Consider the following 21,196-nt stretch of genomic DNA (forward strand, 5'->3'; position numbering starts at 1 on the left):
GGCGACCTCCGCCCTCGATCCGCGGACCACCGGCGAGGTACTGGCCCTGCTGCGCCGGGTCAACCGCGAGCTCGGCGTCACCATCCTCCTGATCAGGCAAAGCAAGAGGCCGGTCCACCAGGTGGACCGGCCTTCTCAGCAACCGGAAAGGGCTGCGCTACGACGGAAGGCGTCAGCGCGAGACCTTGCCGGCCTTGATGCACGAGGTGCAGGCGTTGAGGCGCTTCGGCGTCCCATTGACCACGGCACGGACACGCTGGATGTTCGGGTTCCAGCGACGCGAGGTGCGGCGGTGCGAGTGGGAAATGCTGTTGCCGAAGCTCGGCCCCTTGGCGCAAACGTCGCAGTTGGCAGCCACAGGTCACTCCAAAGACTTCAGATGCACTTACAGTGAATCCCGGCGCACCGGTATCAGGGATCTGAATTGGTTTGCCGGGGGGAATGGCCCGACTCTCATCGGGCAACCGGAGCAGCATACAACGCCTGCCTCGGTCCAAGAAAACTACCATGTCCCCGGCCGCCCCCGCCCCGGGGTCCCGCCGGTCCGGCGGTCCTTCGTTACCCTGCGGTGAACCCTGGCCCGCACAAGGAGGAACGCCCGGTGGCGCACCAGCCTCAGCCGTACCCCCTGAACGCCGAAGCGGTACGCACCTGGAGCTCGCTGGCCCTGGCCGCACTGGGCCGGGCCCGCGAGGACATCGACGCGATCAACGTCTATCCCGTCGCCGACGCGGACACCGGCACCAACCTCTACCTGACCGCCGAATCGGCCGACCGCGAGCTCGCGGACCTGCTCGCCACAGTGACGGACGGCACAGCCCCGGCCTCCCTCCCCGAGGCCGTACGGGCCTTCGCGCACGGCGCCCTGATAGGCGCCCGGGGCAACTCCGGGACGATCCTCGCGCAGCTGCTGCGCGGAGTGGCCGACGTACTCGGCGACGAGCCCGCCGGGCGCGAACCCGCGCGGCTGCTCGCGCAGGCGCTGACCCGGGCCGCCGAGGAGGCCTACCGGGCCGTCGCGCACCCGGTGGAGGGCACCATGCTCACCGTCGCCACCGCCGCCGCCCGGGCCGGGGAAGCCGCCGCCAAGGCCGCCGGGACCGCCGCCGAGGTGGCCAGGGCCGCCTACGACGGAGCCCGCACGGCCCTCGCCGACACCCCGGGCCAGCTGGCCGCGCTCGGGCGGGCCGGGGTCGTCGACGCAGGGGGCTGCGGGCTGGTCGCCGTGCTCGGGGCCCTGTGGCAGGCGCTGTCCGGGCGCGAACCGGCCCCCGAACCCGTGCGCGGCCGGGCCGTGCCCGTATCGAGGCCGACCGAGCCCTGCGCCGAGGAGCACGGCGGACCCGCCTACGAGGTGATCTACCTGCTGGAGGCCCCCGAACCGGAGGTCGACCGGCTGCGCACCCGGCTCGACGCCCTCGGGGACTCCCTCGTGGTGGTCGGCGGCGACGGGCTGTGGAACGTCCACGTCCACGTCGACGACCCCGGCGCGGCCGTGGAAGCCGCGGTGGTCGCCGGGCGGCCCTACCGCATCCGCATCACGCACTTCGGCGACGAACGCCGCCGCGCCCGCGGCGAACGCTCCCAGCGCGCGGTCGTCGCCGTGGTCCAGGGCGAGGGACTGGCCGGACTGTGCGGAGAGGCGGGCGCCACCACCGTGCTCGCCCGGGCCGGGGAACCGCCGGCCGTCGCCGAACTCGCCGACGCCATCCGCGAGGCCCACGCCCGCGAGGTCGTCCTCCTCCCCAACGGCGCCGAACTGCGCGCGGTCGCGGCGGCCGCCGCCCAGCAGGCACGGGCCGAAGGCGTACGGGTCGCGGTGATCCCCACCCGCTCCGAGGTCCAGGGCCTGGCCGCCCTCGCCGTGCACGACCCGGACGGCAGCTTCGACGAGGACGTGGTCGCCATGACGGCGGCCGCCGGAGCCACCCGCTACGGCGAACTCGCCGTCGCCGAACGGCAGTCCTTCACCTCGGCCGGCATCTGCCAGGCCGGCGACGTGCTCGGGCTCATCGACGGCGACGTCGCCGTCATCGGCACCGCCCTGGCCGAGACCGCCGAGGCCGTCCTGGCCCGCATGCTCGGATCGGGCGGCGAACTGGTCACCCTGGTCCTGGGCCCCGAGGCCCCCGAGGAGCTCGCCGGCCGGCTGGAGGCGTACGTCCAGCACGGTCACCTCGCCGTCGACACCGTCACCTATCAGGGCGGGCGCTGGTCCTCGCCGCTGCTCATCGGGGTGGAATAGCCGGGTTGTCGGCGCCATGGTGTGCAATGGAACACGTGCCCGCGCTCGACGAAGACCTCAAGAAGACCCTCGGCCCCGCCACCGCGAAGGTGCTGGCCGAGCAGCTCGGCCTGCACACGGCCCTGGACCTGCTCCACCACTACCCCCGGCGGTACGCGGAGCGCGGCGAGCTGACCTCGCTGGCCGAACTCGCCGACCAGATCGACGAACACGTCACAGTGGTCGCGCAGGTGGCCGACGCGCGGCTGCTCACGTACCAGGGCAGCCGGGGCGGCGGCAAACGCCTCGAAGTCACCATCACCGACGGCAGCGGGCGGCTCCAGCTCGTCTTCTTCGGGTCCGGGGTCCACAAGCCGCACAAGGAACTCCTGCCCGGCAGCCGCGCCATGTTCGCGGGCAAGGTCGGCATGTTCAACCACAAGCTCCAGCTCGCCCACCCGGCCTACGAACCCCTCGGCGCGGACGCCTCCGACCGGGACGCGGCCGCCGCCTTCGCGAGCCAACTCATCCCGATCTACCCGGCCTGCGCGAAGCTGGAGTCCTGGAAGATCGCCAAGTGCGTGGACGCGGTGCTCCCCAGCGCCCAGGAGGTCGTCGACCCGCTGCCGCCCGCCCTGCGCGAGGACCGCGGACTGGTCCCGCTCACCGAGGCCCTGCTGAAGATCCACCGTCCCGCCACCAAGGCCGACGTCGAGGACGCCCGCGGGCGCCTGAAGTGGGACGAGGCCTTCGTCCTCCAGGTCGCCCTGGCCCGCCGCCGGCACGCCGACTCCCAGCTCCCGGCCGTACCCCGCCGCCCCACCCCCGGCGGCCTCCTCGAATCCTTCGACGCCAAGCTCCCCTTCACCCTCACCGAAGGCCAGCGGACCGTCTCGAAGGAGATCTTCGACGACCTCGCCACCGACCACCCCATGCACCGCCTCCTCCAGGGCGAGGTCGGCTCGGGGAAGACGATGGTCGCGCTGCGGGCCATGCTCGCCGTCGTCGACTCCGGCGGGCAGGCCGCCATGCTCGCCCCCACCGAGGTGCTCGCGCAGCAGCACCACCGGTCCATCACCGAGATGATGGGCGAGCTCGCCGAGGGGGGCATGCTCGGCGGCTCCGACCGCGGGACCAAAGTGGTCCTGCTCACCGGCTCGATGGGGGTGCCCGCCCGCCGCCAGGCGCTGCTCGACCTGATCACTGGCGAGGCCGGGCTCGTGATCGGCACGCACGCGCTCATCGAGGACAAGGTCCAGTTCCACGACCTCGGCCTGGTCGTCGTCGACGAGCAGCACCGCTTCGGCGTGGAACAGCGCGACGCTCTGCGCTCCAAGGGCAAGCAGCCCCCGCACCTGCTCGTCATGACCGCCACCCCGATCCCGCGCACGGTCGCCATGACCGTCTTCGGCGATCTGGAGACCTCCGTACTGGACCAGCTGCCCGCCGGCCGCTCCCCGATCGCCACCCACGTGGTGCCCGCCAAGGACAAGCCGCACTTCCTGGCCCGGGCCTGGGAGCGGGTCCGCGAGGAAGTGGAGAACGGCCACCAGGCGTACGTGGTCTGCCCGCGCATCGGCGACGGGGAGGACGAGAACGGCAAGGGCGCCAAGGGAGCCAAGGGCGCCGCCGCCAAGAAGAAGGCGGCGGCCGAGGACGGCGACAGGCGGCCCCCGCTCGCGGTGCTGGAGATCGCCGAGCAGCTCACCCGGGGCCCCCTCGCCGGGCTGTCCGTGGAGGTGCTGCACGGGCGGATGGACCCCGCCGACAAGGACGACGTCATGCGCCGCTTCACCGCGGGCGAGGTCAAGGTCCTGGTCGCCACCACCGTCATCGAGGTCGGCGTGAACGTCCCGAACTCCACCGTCATGGTCATCATGGACGCCGACCGCTTCGGCGTCTCCCAGCTCCACCAGCTCCGCGGCCGCGTCGGCCGCGGCTCCGCCCCCGGGCTCTGCCTGCTGGTCAGCGAGATGCACGAGGCCAGCCCCGCCCGCGCCCGGCTCGCGGCCGTCGCCGCCACCCTGGACGGCTTCGAGCTCTCCCGCATCGACCTCGAACAGCGCCGCGAGGGCGACGTGCTCGGCCAGGCCCAGTCCGGTGTCCGCTCCAGCCTGCGCATGCTCGCCGTCATCGAGGACGAGGAGGTCATCACCCAGGCCCGGGAGGAGGCCACCCGCGTCGTCGCCGCCGACCCCGAGCTCACGCGGCTGCCCGGCCTGCGGACCGCCCTGGACGCCCTGCTGGACACCGAGCGGGAGCAGTACCTGGAGAAGGGGTGACGGGCACGGTGACGGGCACGACCTATCGTTGGAGGCCCGCACCATCCTCCGCCCGCTCACCGAAGGACCCCAGATGACCCGCGTGATCGCCGGAAGCGCCGGCGGGCGACGCCTCGCCGTACCGCCCGGCACCGGCACCCGCCCGACCTCGGACCGGATGCGCGAAGGACTCTTCTCCACCTGGGAGTCGCTGCACGGAGTGGAGGGGGCCCGCGTCCTCGACCTCTACGCCGGTTCCGGCGCCGTCGGCCTGGAGGCGCTCTCCCGCGGCGCGGACCACGCACTGCTCGTCGAGCCCGACGCCAAGGCCGCCAAGGCGATCAAGGACAACATCACCTCGGTGGGCCTGCCCGGCGCCGAATTCCGGTCCGGCAGGGCCGAGCAGATCGTGGCCGGCGCCGCGCACGGGGACCCGTACGACATCGTCTTCCTGGACCCGCCGTACGAGGTGGAGCACGCCCACCTCTGCGAGATCCTCCTCACACTCCGGTCCAATGGCTGGCTCACCGGCGACGCGCTCGTCACCGTGGAGCGCAGGACCCGCAGCGGGGCCTTCCCGTGGCCGGACGGCTTCGAGCCGCTGCGCTCCAGGAAGTACGGCGAGGGCACCCTTTGGTACGGTCGCGCCGCCTCCACCAGCGAAGAGTCATGAAGCCCGCACCCGGGAACGAGGGAATGCAGTTGCGCCGCGCCGTCTGTCCGGGGTCGTTCGACCCCATCACCAACGGACACCTCGACATCATCGGCAGGGCCTCGCGGCTCTACGACGTGGTCCACGTGGCCGTGATGATCAACCAGTCCAAGCAGGGGCTCTTCACCGTCGAGGAGCGGATCGAGCTGATCCGCGAGGCGACCGCCGGCTACGGCAACATCGTGGTCGAGTCCTTCCACGGACTCCTCGTCGACTTCTGCAAGCAGCGGGAGATCCCGGCCATCGTCAAGGGCCTGCGCGCCGTCAGCGACTTCGACTACGAGCTGCAGATGGCCCAGATGAACATGGGCCTGTCGGGCGTCGAGACGCTCTTCGTCCCGACCAACCCCACCTACAGCTTCCTGTCCTCCTCCCTGGTCAAGGAAGTGGCGGCCTGGGGCGGCGACGTCGCCCACCTGCTCCCCGCGCACGTGCACGCCGCGCTGCTGGAGCGCCTGCCCCGGCGCTGACCCCGGCGGCCTGCGCCCCCTGACCGGGAGTCGGCCGGTGTCGGCTCCCGGGCCGGTGGCCTTACAGTCGTCCCGTCCGTCTCGGGAACCGCCCGGGGCCGAGAGAGTGCGAGCACCCATGGACGTGCAGAAGAAGCTCGACGAGATCGTCGCGGCCGTCGGCAGCGCCCGGTCCATGCCCATGTCGGCCTCGTGCGTGATCAACCGCGCCGAGCTGCTCGCCCTCCTCGAAGAGGTACGCGGCGCCCTGCCGAACTCGCTCGCCCAGGCCCAGGAGCTCATCGGCGGCCGGGAGCAGCTGGTCGAGGAGGCCCGCCGCGAGGCCGACCGGATCATCGAGTCGGCGCACGCCCAGCGCGGTTCGCTGATCTCCGACACCGAGGTCGCGCGGCGCTCCCAGGACGAGGCGGACCGGATCCTGGCGGAGGCCCGCCGGGAGGCCGAGGAGGTCAAGGCCGAGGCCGACGACTACGTCGACAGCAAGCTCGCGAACTTCGAGGTCGTGCTCACCAAGACCATCGGCTCGGTGGACCGGGGACGCGAGAAGCTGCTGGGCCGCGGGGCCGGGCTCGACGAGCAGGGCTACCCCGACGCCGAGGCGCCCGAGCGCAGCCACGACCCGGAGACGCAGCGGCAGCAGGCGGACGCGTACGTGGACACCAAGCTGGCCACCTTCGAAGCGGTGCTCTCCAAGACCCTGGAGGCCGTCGGCCGGGGCCGGCAGAAGCTCCTGGGCCGCGTGGCCACCGACGACCTCGGCGCGCACATGGCCGCCCAGGACGCGGCCGGGCACCAGAACGCGCGCTCCTCCAGCGACGCGGACTTCCTGGCGGGGCTGGCCGAGCCGCAGGCGCCGCTGATCCCCGCGCAGACGCAGCCGGAGCCGCAGCCCGCGTACGACGCGTACGCCTACCAGCAGCCCGTCCAGCAGCAGGACGCGTACTCCTACCAGGACCCGTACGGCGGCTACCAGCAGGCCCAGCAGCAGCCCGACCCCTACGCGGTCCCCTACGAGCAGCAGCAGCCCGACCCCTACGGCGGCTACCAGCAGCAGCCGCAGCCCGTACAGGACCAGCAGGCGGCGCTCGACGAGACCAGCTTCTTCGACACGAGCATGATCAATCTGGACCAGCTGCGCCAGTACGAACAGGGCCGCTGAGCCCGCCCCGAACCTGGATTGGGCTCAGAGCGAAGCGGCGGGTATCCTGGCTCTTCGGTCGCGCGTATGCACCGCGATCCATGCTGCCCCCGAGGGGCGGAAATCTTGATCTTCAGCAGTCTCCAGTGATTTTGTGCCCATTGATCTTGTGAAGGCGGAACAGCCCTGAACACCCACCTCGACCACCGCAACCCTCTCGTGTTCGACACGCACGAGCTGGGTCGGCGTCCTGGTGCGATGCTGCGGCTGTCCCGTGAGATCGCGGCGCCGGCGGACCTCGGTCTCGCCGGTGTCATCGGAGTGCCCCAGGGCAACAAGCTGAACCTCAAGCTCCGCCTGGAGTCGGTCATGGAAGGGGTGCTTGTCACAGGCACCGTCCGTGGCTGGGCGACCGGGGAATGCGTAAGGTGTCTGGAGGCCGTCGAGCGTGAGCTCAAGGCGGAGTTCCAGGAGATGTTCTCGTACCCTGACGCCGACGACCGGATCCGCTCCAAGGCGGAGCCGGCCGACGACGCCGAGGACGACGAGGACACACTCTTTCTCGAGGACGGCTTGTTCGACCTCGAATCCGTGCTGCGCGATGTGGTGGTGCTCGCACTGCCGCTGCAGCCGGTGTGCCGGGAGGATTGTCTCGGACTGTGCCCCGATTGCGGGCTCAGCCTGAACGACGACCCGGACCACCATCATGACGCCGTCGACATCCGTTGGGCGGCACTGCAGGGACTCGTCACCGATCAGGGCGTCGAGAAGGACAATATGAGCGGCACTGCCTCCGACGGAGTTCAGGGCGCCGCCGAGAAGCAGGAGAAGTAGCCGTGGCTGTTCCGAAGCGGAAGATGTCGCGCAGCAACACGCGCCACCGCCGGTCGCAGTGGAAGGCTGCGGTCCCCACCCTGGTTTCGTGTGAGCGTTGCCAGGAGCCGAAGCTCCAGCACATTGCGTGCCCGAGCTGCGGCACCTACAACAAGCGCCAGGTCCTCGAGGTCTGAGCGGCTGGTGAGAGGCGCAATGTCTGAGCTGTCCAACGCTGAGAAGCAGGCAGACAGTAAGAACGCGGCCTCGTCCCACGTGCTTCTGGAAGGGCGGCTCGGGTATCGACTCGAGTCCGCCCTTCTGGTGCGTGCGCTGACCCACCGCTCGTACGCGTACGAGAACGGCGGTCTGCCCACCAACGAACGCCTGGAGTTCCTCGGGGACTCCGTGCTGGGCCTGGTGGTCACGGACACGCTGTACACGACCCACCCCGACCTGCCGGAAGGCCAACTGGCCAAACTGCGGGCCGCGGTAGTCAACTCGCGTGCACTTGCCGAAGTCAGCCGCGGGCTCGAACTCGGCTCCTTCATCCGGCTCGGCCGGGGCGAAGAGGGCACGGGTGGCCGGGACAAGGCCTCCATCCTCGCCGACACCCTTGAAGCGGTGATCGGCGCGGTCTACCTCGACCAGGGTCTCGACGCGGCCTCGGAGCTGGTTCACCGGCTCTTCGACCCGCTCATCGACAGGTCCTCGAACCTCGGTGCCGGCCTGGACTGGAAGACCAGTCTCCAGGAGCTCACGGCCGCCGAAGGTCTCGGGGTGCCCGAATACCTGGTCACCGAGACCGGCCCGGACCACGAGAAGACCTTCACCGCCGCCGCGCGCGTCGGTGGCGTCTCCTACGGCACCGGTGTCGGGCGCAGCAAGAAGGAAGCGGAACAGCAGGCGGCCGAGTCCGCGTGGCGCGGTATCAGTACCGCGGCAGGCGAGCGGAGCGCGTCGGCCGCCGGGACCACGGCCGCTCCGGCCGAGGGCGACGGGACGCCGACTCCCGCCGACCCGGCGCCGGACGCCTGACCCGTTCTTCCGGGATTTCCCCCGCCCCGTCACCTGCTCCGGCAGGCGGCGGGGCGGACCCGTTCGCGGGAAAGGCCCCCGCGGGGGCGGGCCCGGCGAGCCCGGTAGGCTCGGCCGCAGCGTCCCGATCCGCACTCCCTCCGGAGGACCCCCGTGCCCGAGCTGCCCGAAGTCGAAGTGGTGCGGCGCGGGCTGGAACGCTGGGTGGCCGGGCGGACCGTCACGGCCGTCGAGGTCCTGCACCCGCGCGCCGTACGCCGGCACGCGGGCGGCGGCGCCGATTTCGCGGCGCGGCTCACGGGGGAGACCATCGGGGTCCCCAGGCGGCGCGGCAAGTACCTGTGGCTGCCGCTGGAGGACCGGGAGCACTCCGTGCTCGGGCACCTCGGGATGAGCGGGCAGCTCCTCGTGCAGCCCGAAGGCGCCCCGGACGAGAAGCACCTGCGCATCCGGGTGCGGTTCGGCGACGACGCCGGGACGGAGCTGCGCTTCGTCGACCAGCGGACCTTCGGCGGACTGTCACTGCACCCCGTCGTTCCCGACAGCGCGGAGGGGCTCCCCGACGTCATCGCGCACATCGCGCGCGACCCCCTCGACCCGCTCTTCGACGAGGCGGCCTACCACCTCGCGCTGCGCGCCAAGCGGACCACCGTGAAGCGGGCACTGCTCGACCAGTCGCTGATCAGCGGGGTCGGCAACATCTACGCCGACGAATCGCTCTGGCGCGCCAAGCTGCACTACGAGCGCCCCACGGCCACGCTCACGCGCCCCCGGAGCACCGAGCTCCTCGGCCACGTCCGGGACGTCATGAACGAGGCGCTCGCCGTCGGCGGCACCAGCTTCGACAGCCTCTACGTCAACGTCAACGGCGAGTCCGGCTACTTCGACCGTTCGCTCGACGCCTACGGGCGCGAGGACGAGCCCTGCCGGCGCTGCGGCACTCCGATGCGGCGCCGGCCGTGGATGAACCGGTCGAGCTACTTCTGCCCGCGCTGCCAGCGGCCCTCGCGCGTGGCGTCGTAGGCGGACCTGGCGGAGAGCACCACGGGCATGCTGCCCTCCAGCAGCCCGATGAGCGCGTCCACGCGCTCCGCGACCGATACGCCGAACGGGGTCAGCTCGTAGTCGACCCGGGGCGGGTTGGTCGGCTGCGCCTCCCGGTTGACGATGCCGTCGCGCTCCAGCGCGTGCAGGGTCTGGGAGAGCATCTTCTCGCTTATGCCGTCCACGCGGCGGCGCAGCTCGTTGAACCGGCACGGCCCCTTGGACAGGGCACCGACCGTGAGGCTGCCCCAGCGACCCGTGACGTGTTCCAGCGTTTCCCGGGACGGGCACGCGCGAGCGAACACGTCGAAAGCTTCGGAGGCCTGTTCGGGCACGCCGTCACCCTCGGTCTCGCCACACCCTGGAGTCTGCATGGTTTCAGCCTACTACTGCGCAGCGCCAGCCATCCAGGTTGCGCTTTCGAAAAGTTAGTGGTTACCTCTGTCTCGTTACAACACGCCGCTCAGCCGCACAACGCCGTGTACCCCACGGTGTTTTCCGAGGGAGACCGTCTTGTCCGGAACCACGTACACCCCCGTCGTCTCGATCGCCTACCACTCCGGCTACGGCCACACCGCCGTGATCGCCGAGGCCGTCAAGGCCGGCGCCATCGACGCCGGTGCCACCGTGCACCTGATCAAGGTCGACGAGATCGACGACGCGCAGTGGGAGCTCCTGACCGCGTCCGACGCGATCGTCTTCGGCGCTCCGACCTACATGGGCACCGCTTCCGGCGCCTTCCACGTCTTCGCCGAGGCCACCTCGAAGATCTGGTTCCAGGCCGGCTGGCAGGACAAGGTCGCCGCGGGCTTCACCAACTCCGGCTCCAAGTCCGGCGACAAGGGCAACACCCTGGACTACTTCCAGACGCTGGCCTCGCAGCACGGGATGAGCTGGGTCAACCTGGGTCTGAAGCCGGGCTGGAACTCCAGCACCGGTTCCGAGAACGACATCAACCGCCTCGGCTTCTTCGACGGCGCCGCCGCCCAGTCCAACGGTGACCAGGGTCCGGAGTTCGTCCACAAGGCCGACATCGCCACCGCCGAGCACCTCGGTGCCCGCGTCACCGAGCAGACCCGTGTCCTGCTCGCGGGCCGCGCCGCGCTGGCCGGGGTCTGACACCCGGCGGGTTGACCGTCCGACGTGAAAACGGGCGGGGGCCCGGTCGGGCGCGGCGACATCCGCCGCGCGTGACCGGGCCCCCGCCCGATTGCTTTCTGCTGCTAGAAGCCGAAGTCCTGGGTCCACCAGGGCCCGCCGGCGGCGTCGTACATGCCGACGCCCAGGGTGCGGAACTCGCAGTTGAGGATGTTGGCCTTGTGGCCCGGGCTGTTCATCCAGGCCTTCATCACGGCCTGGGCGTCACCCTGGCCGCGGGCGATGTTCTCGCCGCCCATCCCCGATATGCCGGCCTTGGTGGCGCGGTCCCACGGGGTGTTGCCGTCGGGGTCGGTGTGGTCGAAGAAGCCCCGGACCGCCATGTCCTTGCTGAAGGCCCCGGCCAGCGCCGCCAGCGGCGGGTTCGCCCGGACGGCGACGCAGTCGACCTGTGCGCGCTCCTGGTTCACCAGGGCGAGTACGGCGCTCTCCTCGGCGGAATGACCGGCCGAGGCGGGCGGGGCCGGGGGGACGGCGGGCTTGGGCGCGGAGGTCTTCGGTGCGGCGGGCTTCGGTGCGGCGGGCTTCGCCTTCAGCGGGACCGGGGTCGGGCTCGCCTTCGGGGTCTTCGCCGGCGCCGTGGAGGGGGACGGGGAAGGGGAAGGGGAGGCCGACGGGGTGGGCGAGGCCGAGGGGGTGGGGGAGACGGGCGGGGTGCCCGCTCCCGAGGGGGCCCGGCCGGAGAGGTTGGCAAGGCCGCCCTGCTGCTCCAGCGCGCTCCGGGGGCTCGGCGAGGCCGGGGTCCGCGCCCCGGCGTTCGTGGTCTTCGCGTCGGAGCCCGCGGCCGTGACCCCTACGTAGGGGAAGGAGGAGCCGACCGGGACGAAGCCCGTGGTGACGGCCGCCGTACCGAGGACCGCGGCCACGGATACGCCGAGCAGACCGCCTCGCAGGGCGGCGCGGCGCTTGGCGCCGGGGCGCGGTGCGGCGTGGAGTCGGTGGCGTCCCATGGCGGCTCACCTTCCTGGGGATCGGATCGGCGGTTCAAGATCAACCTTTACTCACCCAAATGGGTGAGCTCATTGCTGCGCGACTGTACGCCATGGCGGGAGGGGGCGAGGTGACCCGAATGTGTTTGCCCGGTTAGCGTTCAGGCATGAATGAAGAGGTGCGGATGACCGCCTGGGTGCGCGGCCGTGTACAGGGAGTGGGCTTCCGCTGGTTCACCAGGGCCAACGCCATGGAGATCGGCGGACTGATCGGCTTCGCGCTCAACCTGGACGACGGGCGAGTACAGGTGGTGGCCGAAGGTCAACGTGAGAATTGCCACCGGCTCCTGGAATGGCTGCACGGCGCCGACACGCCCGGGAATGTGGACGGGGTGACGGAGATCTGGAGCACACCGCGCGGCGGTTACGACGGTTTCGCGATCCGGTGAGCGATCGACTGATCATGTACTGAACACATCGCCGGATGGTCCGCATGCGGTCGGAACTGCGCATTCGTCGCCGACGCGTTGCCGCCGTGACGGATCCGTGGAAGGCTCGGAGACGAGGATGATCTCCACACCCCTTGCAGGGGCCGGGATGCCCGCCGATACGGGGCGTGATCGTGTTGACCGTCAAACTTTTTGGTGAGACGCTGGAAGCCCCGCGCACCTGAGCTGTTTGGCAGTGCTGGCAGTACACAGTGTCAGCCAAAGATCGATGCAGTGACTGACAGTCGCTGCCGGACCTCGCGGGTGCGATTCCCTCACGACCCACACCGCTTCGGTCGGTCACTCAGTGTGGAGGACCATCCATCATGGCAAAGGCGCTTCTCGGTTACGTCGGCGGTTCCGACCCGCGACTCCTCGCCGAGATGCGACGGCTTCAGCAGCGCGTCCAGGACCTCGAGTCCGAGCTCGGACGAATCCAGTCCGAAAACGACGCTCTGAACGCGGCCGCCGCACAGCACGGAGACTCGTTGCTCGACAGCATCGACCTCGACGTACCCCAGGCGGAGCCTGCGCTCACCTGATCCGCGCTCCCTCGTCGCTCGATCTACGGAACCGCTTGATCTGCAAGGGACGCTTCGGCGTCCCTTCTTTCTTTCCGGACTTCCCTCTCTCCGACTTCCTCCGCCATTCCCACCTCGGATCCCACCTCGGACAAGGCCGCCGAGCGGCGTTGCGCCAGGTGGGGGGCTCCTACCTTTAGCGTCTGATCTGCCCTGCACCTTCATGGGCGAAACCGCACGCGAAAGGTAGAGTCCGGCGGCGTGCACCTCAAGTCCCTGACCCTGCGTGGCTTCAAATCCTTCGCTTCCGCGACCACCCTGCGCTTCGAGCCGGGCATCACCTGTGTCGTGGGCCCCAACGGCTCCGGCAAGTCCAATGTGGTGGACGCGCTCTCCTGGGTCATGGGAGAACAAGGGGCCAAGTCCCTGCGCGGCGGGAAGATGGAAGACGTCATCTTCGCCGGCACGACCGGCCGCCCGCCGCTCGGCCGCGCCGAGGTCTCGCTCACCATCGACAACTCCGACGGCGCGCTGCCCATCGAGTACGCCGAGGTCACCATCACGCGGATCATGTTCCGCGGCGGCAGCAGCGAGTACCAGATCAACGGTGACACCTGCCGCCTCCTCGACATCCAGGAACTGCTCTCCGACTCCGGCATCGGCCGCGAGATGCACGTCATCGTCGGACAGGGCCAGCTGGACTCCGTCCTGCACGCCGATCCGATGGGCCGCCGTGCCTTCATCGAGGAGGCCGCCGGGGTGCTCAAGCACCGCAAGCGCAAGGAGAAGGCGCTGCGGAAGCTGGACGCGATGCAGGCCAACCTCGCGCGCGTGCAGGACCTGGGCAACGAACTCCAGCGGCAGCTGAAGCCCCTGGGGCGGCAGGCGGCCGTGGCCCGGCGGGCGGCCGTGATCCAGGCGGACCTGCGGGACGCCCGGCTGCGGCTGCTCGCCGACGACCTCGTCACGCTCAAGGGCGCGCTCGACGCGGAGGTCGCGGACGAGGCGGCGCTGAAGGAACGCAAGGAGGCGGCCGAGGCGCAGCTCGCGGCGGCCGTGCGGCGGGAATCCGAACTGGAGGAGGCCGTACGGGAACTCGCGCCGCGGCTCCAGCGGGCGCAGCAGAACTGGTACGAACTGTCCCAGCTCGCCGAACGCGTGCGCGGGACGGTGTCCCTGGCGGACGCCCGGGTCACCTCGGCTTCGGCGCCGGCCGAGGAGGAGCGCCGCGGCCGGGACCCGGAGGACATGGAGAAGGAGGCCGCGCGGATCCGCGAGCAGGAGGCGGAACTGACGGCCGCGCAGGAGGCGGCCGCGCGGGCGCTGGAGGACACCGTCGCCCACCGGGCCGAGCTGGAGCGCTCGCTGGCCGACGAGGAACGGCGGCTACGGGACGTGGCGCGGGCCATCGCCGACCGGCGCGAGGCGCTGGCCCGGCTGACGGGCCGGCTCGGCGCGGCCCGCTCCAGGGCGGGCGCGGCCCAGGCGGAGATCGACCGGCTGGTGCTGGCGCGGGACGGGGCGCGGGCACGGGCGGAAGAGGCGCGCGAGGAGTACGAGGCGCTGGCACGGGAGGTCGGGGAGGAGTCCCCGGAGGCGGCGGGTGAGCGCGTGGCCGCGGGGTCCGGACAGGAGGAGTACGAGGCCGCGCGGGCCGAGCTGGCGGCGGCGGAGGCCGGACTCGGTGAGGCCCGGGACGCGCTGACGGCGGCGGAGCGGTCGCGGGCGGCGGTCTCGGCACGGCGGGACGCCCTGGCGATGGGGCTGCGCCGCAAGGACGGTACGGCGGAGCTGCTCGCGGCGCGGCTGGAGGGACTGCTCGGGCCGGCGGCGCAGCGGCTGGCGGTGACCCCGGGGTACGAGGTCGCCGTGGCGGCGGCGCTGGGCGCGGCGGCGGACGCGGTGGCCGTCACGTCGACGGCGGCGGCGGCCGGGGCGATCCGGTATCTGCGGGAGGGTGATGCGGGCAGGGCCGCGTTCCTGATCGCGCCGGGGGCGGCCTCCGGCGGTCCGGTGAGCGGGGCCGCGGTCCCCGGCCAGGCGGTGGCCTCCGCCTCCGCCCCTGCCTCTGCCTCCGCCTCTGCGTCCGCCCCCGCCTCTGCCGGGGCCGGAGTTCCGGGGCAGGCGCCCGAGGCGGGCTCGGTTCGAGGCCACCAGGATGAGGCCCGGGCCGTCGCCGCGACGCCGGGCTCGGATCCGGGGACCGGGGCCGGGCCGGGAGCCGCTTTGCCCCACCCCGCCCCTTCCCCCAACCCGGGCTCCGCCCCGGCCCCCGCGCCTCACACGCCGGCGGGGCCGAACGTGCCGGGCCCCGTGGCGCAGGCGTCGGCGGGGCTGAACGTGCCGGGTGCCGTCGGGGCACCGCCGGCGGGGGCCCGGGTGCCGGGCGCCGTCGGGCAGGTGGGGGTGGAGCGGGCGGTCGCCGCTGCCGAGCTCGTGCGGGGGGACGTCGAGGTGGTGCGGGCCGTGGCCTGGGTGCTGCGGGACTTCGTTGTCGTTGGGGGGCTCGATGACGCCGAGGCGCTCGTCGCCGCTCGGCCCGAGGTGGTCGCCGTCACCGCCGAGGGGGACGTGCTCGGAGCGCACCTCGCGCACGGTGGCTCCGCCGGGGTGCCCAGCCTGATCGAGGTGCAGGCCGCCGTCGACGAGGCCGCGGCGGAGCTGGCCCGGCTGGACGGGCGGTGCCTGGTGCTGGCGCAGGAGAAGGAGGCCGCGGCCGCACGCCGGGTGGCGGCCGGGGTCCGGGTCGAGGAGCTCGGGGAGCTCCGGGCGGCCGCCGAGCGGGCCCGGGCCGGGGTCGCGCAGCAGCTCGGGCGGCTCGCCGGGCAGGCGAAGGGGGCGCTGGGCGAAGCCGAGCGCGCCGCCGCGGCCGCAGCCACGGCGCAGGACGCGCTGGAGCAGGCGCTGGCCGACGTGGAGGAGTGTGCGGAACGGCTTGCCGTTGCCGAGGAGAACGACCTCGTCGAGGACGCGGCGGAGGAGTCGGACACCTCGCGCCGGGACCGGCTCGCGGCCGACGGGGCGAACGCGCGGCAGACCGAGATGGAGGCCCGGCTGCAGCTCAGGACCCACGAGGAGCGGGTGAAGGGGCTCGCGGGACGGGCCGATTCGCTCGACCGCGGGGCCAGGGCCGAGCGGGAGGCCCGGGCCAGGGCCGAACGCCGCCGGGAACGGCTGCGGTACGAGGCGCAGGTGGCCGCCGCCGTCGCCGACGGAGCCCGCCAGCTGCTGGCGCACATTGAGGTGTCGCTGAGCCGGGCCGTGGAGGAGCGCACGTCCGCCGAGTACGCGAAGGGCGTGCGGGAGCGCGAGCTCGACGAGGCCCGGGGTCTGGGCCGCGGCCTGAAGGGCGAGCTCGACAAGCTCACGGACTCCGTGCACCGGGGCGAGGTGCTCGGCGCCGAGAAGCGCATGCGGATCGAGCAGGTCGAGAGCCGTGCGCTGGAGGAGTTCGGGATGGCGGCGCAGGGGCTCGTGGCGGAGTACGGGCCCGACCAGCCGGTGCCGGCCTCCCCGGCCGCGGACGGGGAGGACCCGGATCCGGACGCCGCGCCGGAGCCCTTCGTCCGCGCCCGGCAGGAGAAGCGGCTGAAGGCGGCCGAGCGGGCCTACCAGCAGCTCGGCAAGGTCAACCCGCTGGCGCTGGAGGAGTTCGCGGCGCTGGAGGAGCGGCACAAGTTCCTCAGTGAGCAGCTGGAGGACCTGCGCAAGACCAGGGCCGACCTCCTCCAGGTCGTGAAGGAGGTCGACGAGCGGGTCGAGCAGGTCTTCACGGAGGCCTACCGGGACACGGCCCGCCAGTTCGAGGGGGTGTTCTCGCGGCTGTTCCCCGGCGGCGAGGGCCGGCTGATCCTGACGGATCCGGACAACATGCTCACCACGGGCGTCGACGTCGAGGCCCGGCCCCCGGGCAAGAAGGTCAAGCGGCTGTCGCTGCTCTCGGGCGGCGAGCGCTCGCTGACCGCCGTGGCCCTGCTGGTCTCCATCTTCAAGGCGCGGCCCAGCCCGTTCTACGTGATGGACGAGGTCGAGGCGGCCCTCGACGACACCAACCTGCAGCGGCTGATCCGGATCATGGAGGAGCTGCAGGAGAGCTCGCAGCTGATCGTGATCACGCACCAGAAGCGGACCATGGAGGTCGCCGACGCGCTCTACGGGGTCTCGATGCAGGGCGACGGGGTGTCGAAGGTCATCAGCCAGCGGCTGCGCTGACGGAAGGGGCGGGGCGGAAACGGCCGGGTGTGACCGCGCCGATGCGGGGCACGTGCGCTCCGATGGCCCTTCCGGGTGGTGCCCGATCTTGACCTGTGTGCCACTGGGAGGGATCACACCCTCACCCCGTCACCGCAGCCGGCACGCAGGAGCGCACCTTGAGCAGCAGCACGACGCCGCCCCAGGCCTCAGGCGGCGGCCACGTATCGCAGCCCGACCACCTCGGGCACGTCATCTTCATCACCGCGGCCGCCGCCATGGGCGGATTCCTCTTCGGCTACGACAGCTCCGTCATCAACGGCGCCGTCGAGGCCATCCGCGACCGCTTCGACGTCGGCTCGGGCACCCTCGCCCAGGTGATCGCCGCCGCGCTGATCGGCTGCGCCCTCGGCGCCGCCACCGCCGGCCGGATCGCCGACCGGATCGGCCGCATCCGGTGCATGCAGATCGCCGCCGTCCTCTTCACGGCCAGCGCCATCGGCTCCGCCCTCCCCTTCGCCCTCTGGGACCTGGCGCTCTGGCGGGTCATCGGCGGCTTCGGCATCGGCATGGCCTCGGTCATCGGCCCGGCCTACATCGCCGAGGTCTCCCCGCCCGCCTACCGCGGCCGGCTCGCCTCCTTCCAGCAGGCCGCCATCGTCATCGGCATCGCCATCTCCCAGCTCGTCAACTGGGGGATCCTGAACCTCGCCGACGGCGACCAGCGCGGGGAGATCGGCGGGCTGGAAGCCTGGCAGTGGATGCTCGGCGTCATGGTCGTCCCGGCCGTCCTCTACGGGCTGCTCTCCTTCGCCATCCCCGAGTCGCCGCGCTTCCTCGTCTCGGTCGGCCGCATGGAGAAGGCCAAGACGGTCCTGCGCGAGGTCGAGGGCGAGGGCATCGACGCCGACGCCCGCGTCCAGGAGATCGACCGCGCCATCCATTCGGAGCAGAAGTCCTCCTTCAAGGACCTCCTCGGCGGCCGCTTCGGCTTCCTGCCGATCGTCTGGATCGGTATCGGCCTCTCCGTCTTCCAGCAGCTCGTCGGCATCAACGTGATCTTCTACTACAGCTCCTCGCTGTGGCAGTCGGTCGGCATCGACCCGAGCTCCTCGTTCCTGTACTCCTTCGAGACCTCCGTCGTGAACATCATCGGTACGGTGATCGCGATGGTCTTCGTGGACCGCATCGGCCGCAAGCCCCTCGCGCTCATCGGGTCCACGGGCATGGCGATCTCCCTCGCGCTCGCCGCGTGGGCCTTCTCCTACAAGGACAACAGCGGCGGCGACATCGCCCTCCCGCACACCCAGGGGCTCGTGGCCCTCATCGCGGCCAACTTCTTCGTGCTCTTCTTCGCCCTGTCCTGGGGCGTGGTGGTCTGGGTCCTGCTCGGCGAGATGTTCCCGGGCCGCATCCGCGCCGCGGCCCTCGGTGTGGCGGCCGCCGCCCAGTGGATCGCCAACTGGGTCATCACCGTCTCGTTCCCGACCCTGTCGGACTGGAACCTGTCCGGGGCGTACGTCATCTACGCGGTCTTCGCCGTGCTCTCGATCCCGTTCATCCTCAAGTGGGTGCCGGAGACCAAGGGCAAGTCGCTGGAGGAGATGGGCTGACCGGCCCGGCCGCCAGCCCCGCTCCACCCTCGTCCCGCGACGCGTACTGCCCCGTCTCAGTCCTTGAGGCGGGGCAGCACCTGTTCGCACAGGAGCTGCAGGCTCCGCCAGCCCTCGTCCACGGGCATCCCGCCGCACAGCGGGTGCAGCACCAGGTTCCCCGCCTCGCCGGCGCCGCGGGCGTACGCGACCGCCTCGTCCGGGGTGAGGATGCGGTACACGCCCTCGGCGCGCAGCTCGGCCACCGTGTGCGCGCCCGACCGTACGGCGCTGCGGATGTCCTTGGACTGCCAGGAGGCGTACATCCCGGCCTCGTGCAGGAACCGCTCGCCGTACTGGTCCCACGCCCGGTCCGGGTCCTCGGCGATGTGCAGCAGCGGGGTCTCGGCCGCCGGCATCATGCAGAAGCCCTCCGTGCCGTACTCCGCGAGCTTCGCGTTGTAGTACGCCTCCAGCTCGGGCAGGTGCGCGCTCGGGAAGAACGGCAGGCCCAGGCGGGCCGCCCGGCGGGCCGCCGCCTCGGAGCTGCCGCCGACCAGGAGCAGCGGGTGCGGCTGGGTGAAGGGCCGCGGGGTGACCCGTACGGTCCGGCCGCGGAATGCGAACGGCTCGCCGGTCCACGCCTTCAGCAGGGTCTCCAGCAACTCGTCCTGGAGCTTGCCGCGCCGGCCCCACTCCACGCCGTGCTGCTCGTACTCCTCGGGGCGGTAGCCGATGCCGGCCACCGTGACGAGGCGGCCGCCGCTGAGCAGGTCGAGCACCGCGATGTCCTCGGCGACCTTCAGCGGGTCGTACAGCGGGCCGATGATCGCCGAGACGGTGACCGCGATCCGGCGGGTGGCGCCGAAGACCGCGCCCGCGAAGGCGAAGGGGGAGGGCAGCCAGTTGTTGTCGGTGCCGTGGTGCTCCTCGGTCTGGATGGTGTCGATCCCGCGGTCGTCCGCATACTTCGCCATCTCCAGCGCGGCCTTGTAGCGGGCGGAGAGGGTTTCCGGGGTGCCGTTCGGATCGATGAGGTTGAACCGGGCCACGGTGATGGGCATGGAGAGGTCCCCCTTCGCCGGAGGTGGGTGGGCGGGCGAAGGGGGACGTTAGCTGACGCAGCGTCAGTTGGACAGGGATCCGGCGGGGACCGGCTCCTGCGCCGGCTCCTGCGCCGGGGCCTGCGGGGCCGGGGCCTCCTGCGTCACTGGCGTGCGCGGCAGGACGGCGTACAGCAGGGCCGAGGTGATGATGCCCGCCGCCCAGCCCAGGCCGTTCTGCCCGATCCAGGTGGTGGCCAGCGGGCCGCTGAACCAGTCGACCTTCGTGAACAGCGTGCCCACCACCAGGGCCAGGCCCCAGGCGGTCATGGCCTGCCAGGCGAAACCGCCCCGGTACCAGTAGGCGCTGGTGCGCGTGGTGTCCAGCAGGGCGGGCCCGTCGTAGGAGGTGCGGCGCAGCATGTCCACGCCGAAGACGCCGATCCACGCGGAGAAGGCCACGGCCAGCAGGGTCAGGAAGGAGATGAACGAACCGAAGAAGCTGGTCGCGACCACCATGAGCAGGAAGCCGAAGACCAGGCTGATCACGGCGTTGACGCTGACCGCCGCGGCGCGCGGGACCTTGATGCCGAGGGTCTGGGCGGTGAAGCCCGCCGAGTACATGGACATCGAGTTGATGAGCAGCATGCCGACGAGCGCGATCAGCAGGTACGGGACCGCGATCCAGATCGGCAGCAGTTCGCCGATGAAGGACACCGGGTCCTGCGCGGTGGCCAGGTCGGGGGTGGCCACGGCCATCACCGCGCCCATGAGCACCATCGGGATCACCACGACGGCCGCGCCGCCGATGGTCGCGCCGACCATGCCCCGGGCGGAGGCGGTGCGGGGCAGGTAGCGGGTGAAGTCCGGGCCGGAGGGGACCCAGCTGATGCCGCCGGCCGCGATGGTGCCGATGCCCGCGATCATCATCGCGGTGGAGCCGGCGGGCTTGTCGAAGACGGCCGACCAGTCGGTCTCGGCGATCAGATAGCCCAGGACGAGCACGCTGAAGGCGCCGAAGAGGTACGTGGACCACTTGGAGCAGACGCGCAGCGCGTTGATGCCGAGCCCGGAGACCAGGAAGGTGCAGCCGACGAAGAAGAGCAGGGTGACGACGATGAGCGCGGTGTTCTTCTTGATGCCGAAGAGCAGGTCCAGGACGGTCAGGACGGCGTAGGCGCCGCTGACCGCGTTGATGGTCTCCCAGCCCCAGCGGGCGACCCAGATCAGGGCGCCGGGGAAGAGGTTCCCGCGCTGGCCGAAGACGGCCCGGGAGAGCGCCATGCCGGGGGCGCCGCCGCGCTTGCCCGCGATGGATATGAGTCCGACGATCCCGTAGGAGACGACCGGCGCGGCGATCGCGACGACGAGCACCTGCCAGATGTTCAGCTTGTTGAAGATGACGAGACCGGCGCCCATGGTCAGCAGCAGCACACTGATGTTGGCGGCGACCCAGGTCGGGACGAGCTCGCGGACCCGGCCGCGGCGCTCGGCGTCCGGGACGGGCTCCAGGCCGCGCGACTCGACGGCGGTCTCGGCAGGCATAGGTGTACTCCGTGGGGGGAGGGGCGGGG

The 21,196-nt window shown here is 71.7% G+C and carries 19 protein-coding genes; 14 read left to right on the forward strand and 5 right to left on the reverse strand.

Features of this window, described 5'->3' with window-relative positions:
• Positions 1-172: 172 nt before the first annotated feature.
• Entirely contained in the window at positions 173-358 is a 186-nt protein-coding gene (gene rpmB, locus ACWCP2_RS12350; RefSeq protein ID WP_073911113.1) for a 50S ribosomal protein L28, read from the reverse strand.
• Between the two features lie 243 nt (positions 359-601).
• On the opposite strand from rpmB, the gene ACWCP2_RS12355 reads away from it, so the two are divergent.
• The 9 genes from ACWCP2_RS12355 (at position 602) to mutM (ending at position 9,679) form a co-directional block, all read left to right on the forward strand.
• Positions 602-2,245 (forward strand): DAK2 domain-containing protein, encoded by a 1,644-nt coding sequence (locus tag ACWCP2_RS12355; RefSeq protein WP_450908526.1) that lies wholly within the window; start codon positions 602-604, stop codon positions 2,243-2,245.
• Positions 2,246-2,271: 26 nt separating this feature from the next.
• The gene (gene recG / locus ACWCP2_RS12360) at positions 2,272-4,506 is read left to right on the forward strand and encodes an ATP-dependent DNA helicase RecG (RefSeq protein ID WP_450908527.1); all 2,235 of its coding nucleotides are present in this window, start codon (positions 2,272-2,274) and stop codon (positions 4,504-4,506) included.
• 43 nt (positions 4,507-4,549) lie between these two features.
• Positions 4,550-5,158, forward strand: a complete 609-nt coding sequence (gene rsmD, locus ACWCP2_RS12365) for a 16S rRNA (guanine(966)-N(2))-methyltransferase RsmD (RefSeq protein WP_450908669.1) — start codon at positions 4,550-4,552, stop codon at positions 5,156-5,158.
• Positions 5,159-5,187: 29 nt separating this feature from the next.
• Positions 5,188-5,667 carry a pantetheine-phosphate adenylyltransferase gene (coaD, locus tag ACWCP2_RS12370; RefSeq protein ID WP_243337845.1) on the forward strand — a complete coding sequence of 160 codons (480 nt, stop codon included), beginning with the start codon at positions 5,188-5,190 and terminating at the stop codon, positions 5,665-5,667.
• A 118-nt stretch (positions 5,668-5,785) separates the two neighbouring features.
• Positions 5,786-6,826: a cell division initiation protein gene (locus tag ACWCP2_RS12375; protein WP_450908528.1), complete on the forward strand. Its 1,041-nt coding sequence runs from the start codon at positions 5,786-5,788 to the stop codon at positions 6,824-6,826.
• Between the two features lie 165 nt (positions 6,827-6,991).
• A complete protein-coding gene (locus ACWCP2_RS12380; protein WP_266882269.1) occupies positions 6,992-7,639 on the forward strand; it encodes a YceD family protein in 648 nt (215 codons plus the stop codon).
• Between the two features lie 2 nt (positions 7,640-7,641).
• Complete coding sequence (gene rpmF, locus ACWCP2_RS12385) at positions 7,642-7,815, forward strand: 50S ribosomal protein L32 (protein WP_003965982.1); 174 nt, start codon at positions 7,642-7,644, stop codon at positions 7,813-7,815.
• A 19-nt stretch (positions 7,816-7,834) separates the two neighbouring features.
• Complete coding sequence (rnc, locus tag ACWCP2_RS12390; RefSeq protein ID WP_450908529.1) at positions 7,835-8,656, forward strand: ribonuclease III; 822 nt, start codon at positions 7,835-7,837, stop codon at positions 8,654-8,656.
• Positions 8,657-8,809: 153 nt separating this feature from the next.
• Positions 8,810-9,679 (forward strand): bifunctional DNA-formamidopyrimidine glycosylase/DNA-(apurinic or apyrimidinic site) lyase, encoded by an 870-nt coding sequence (mutM, locus tag ACWCP2_RS12395; RefSeq protein ID WP_450908530.1) that lies wholly within the window; start codon positions 8,810-8,812, stop codon positions 9,677-9,679.
• On the opposite strand, the gene ACWCP2_RS12400 is transcribed toward mutM, so the two are convergent.
• A complete protein-coding gene (locus ACWCP2_RS12400; protein ID WP_450908531.1) occupies positions 9,634-10,074 on the reverse strand; it encodes a winged helix-turn-helix transcriptional regulator in 441 nt (146 codons plus the stop codon). The two genes, mutM and ACWCP2_RS12400, sit on opposite strands and share 46 nt — an antisense overlap.
• Before the next feature lie 139 nt (positions 10,075-10,213).
• On the opposite strand from ACWCP2_RS12400, the gene ACWCP2_RS12405 reads away from it, so the two are divergent.
• Positions 10,214-10,819, forward strand: a complete 606-nt coding sequence (locus tag ACWCP2_RS12405; protein ID WP_450908532.1) for a flavodoxin family protein — start codon at positions 10,214-10,216, stop codon at positions 10,817-10,819.
• A gap of 104 nt (positions 10,820-10,923) precedes the next feature.
• On the opposite strand, the gene ACWCP2_RS12410 is transcribed toward ACWCP2_RS12405, so the two are convergent.
• The gene (locus ACWCP2_RS12410) at positions 10,924-11,808 is read right to left on the reverse strand and encodes a CAP domain-containing protein (RefSeq protein WP_450908533.1); all 885 of its coding nucleotides are present in this window, start codon (positions 11,806-11,808) and stop codon (positions 10,924-10,926) included.
• Between the two features lie 146 nt (positions 11,809-11,954).
• Here ACWCP2_RS12410 and ACWCP2_RS12415 point away from each other — a divergent pair, with 146 nt between their 5' ends.
• The 4 genes from ACWCP2_RS12415 (at position 11,955) to ACWCP2_RS12430 (ending at position 18,600) form a co-directional block, all read left to right on the forward strand.
• A complete protein-coding gene (locus ACWCP2_RS12415; protein ID WP_450908534.1) occupies positions 11,955-12,236 on the forward strand; it encodes an acylphosphatase in 282 nt (93 codons plus the stop codon).
• 365 nt (positions 12,237-12,601) lie between these two features.
• A complete protein-coding gene (locus ACWCP2_RS12420) occupies positions 12,602-12,817 on the forward strand; it encodes a hypothetical protein (RefSeq protein ID WP_030227372.1) in 216 nt (71 codons plus the stop codon).
• A 240-nt stretch (positions 12,818-13,057) separates the two neighbouring features.
• Positions 13,058-17,008, forward strand: a complete 3,951-nt coding sequence (locus ACWCP2_RS12425) for an AAA family ATPase (protein ID WP_450908535.1) — start codon at positions 13,058-13,060, stop codon at positions 17,006-17,008.
• Positions 17,009-17,166: 158 nt separating this feature from the next.
• Positions 17,167-18,600, forward strand: coding sequence for a sugar porter family MFS transporter (locus tag ACWCP2_RS12430; RefSeq protein ID WP_450908536.1), 1,434 nt, complete (start codon positions 17,167-17,169; stop codon positions 18,598-18,600).
• A gap of 56 nt (positions 18,601-18,656) precedes the next feature.
• Here ACWCP2_RS12430 and ACWCP2_RS12435 read toward each other — a convergent pair whose 3' ends face one another.
• Positions 18,657-19,643: an LLM class flavin-dependent oxidoreductase gene (locus ACWCP2_RS12435; RefSeq protein ID WP_450908537.1), complete on the reverse strand. Its 987-nt coding sequence runs from the start codon at positions 19,641-19,643 to the stop codon at positions 18,657-18,659.
• Positions 19,644-19,706: 63 nt separating this feature from the next.
• On the reverse strand, positions 19,707-21,167 hold the full coding sequence (locus ACWCP2_RS12440) for a cytosine permease (RefSeq protein ID WP_450908538.1): 1,461 nt from the start codon (positions 21,165-21,167) through the stop codon (positions 19,707-19,709).
• Positions 21,168-21,196: the final 29 nt, after the last annotated feature.

This window comes from Streptomyces sp. NPDC002104 (assembly GCF_053593795.1).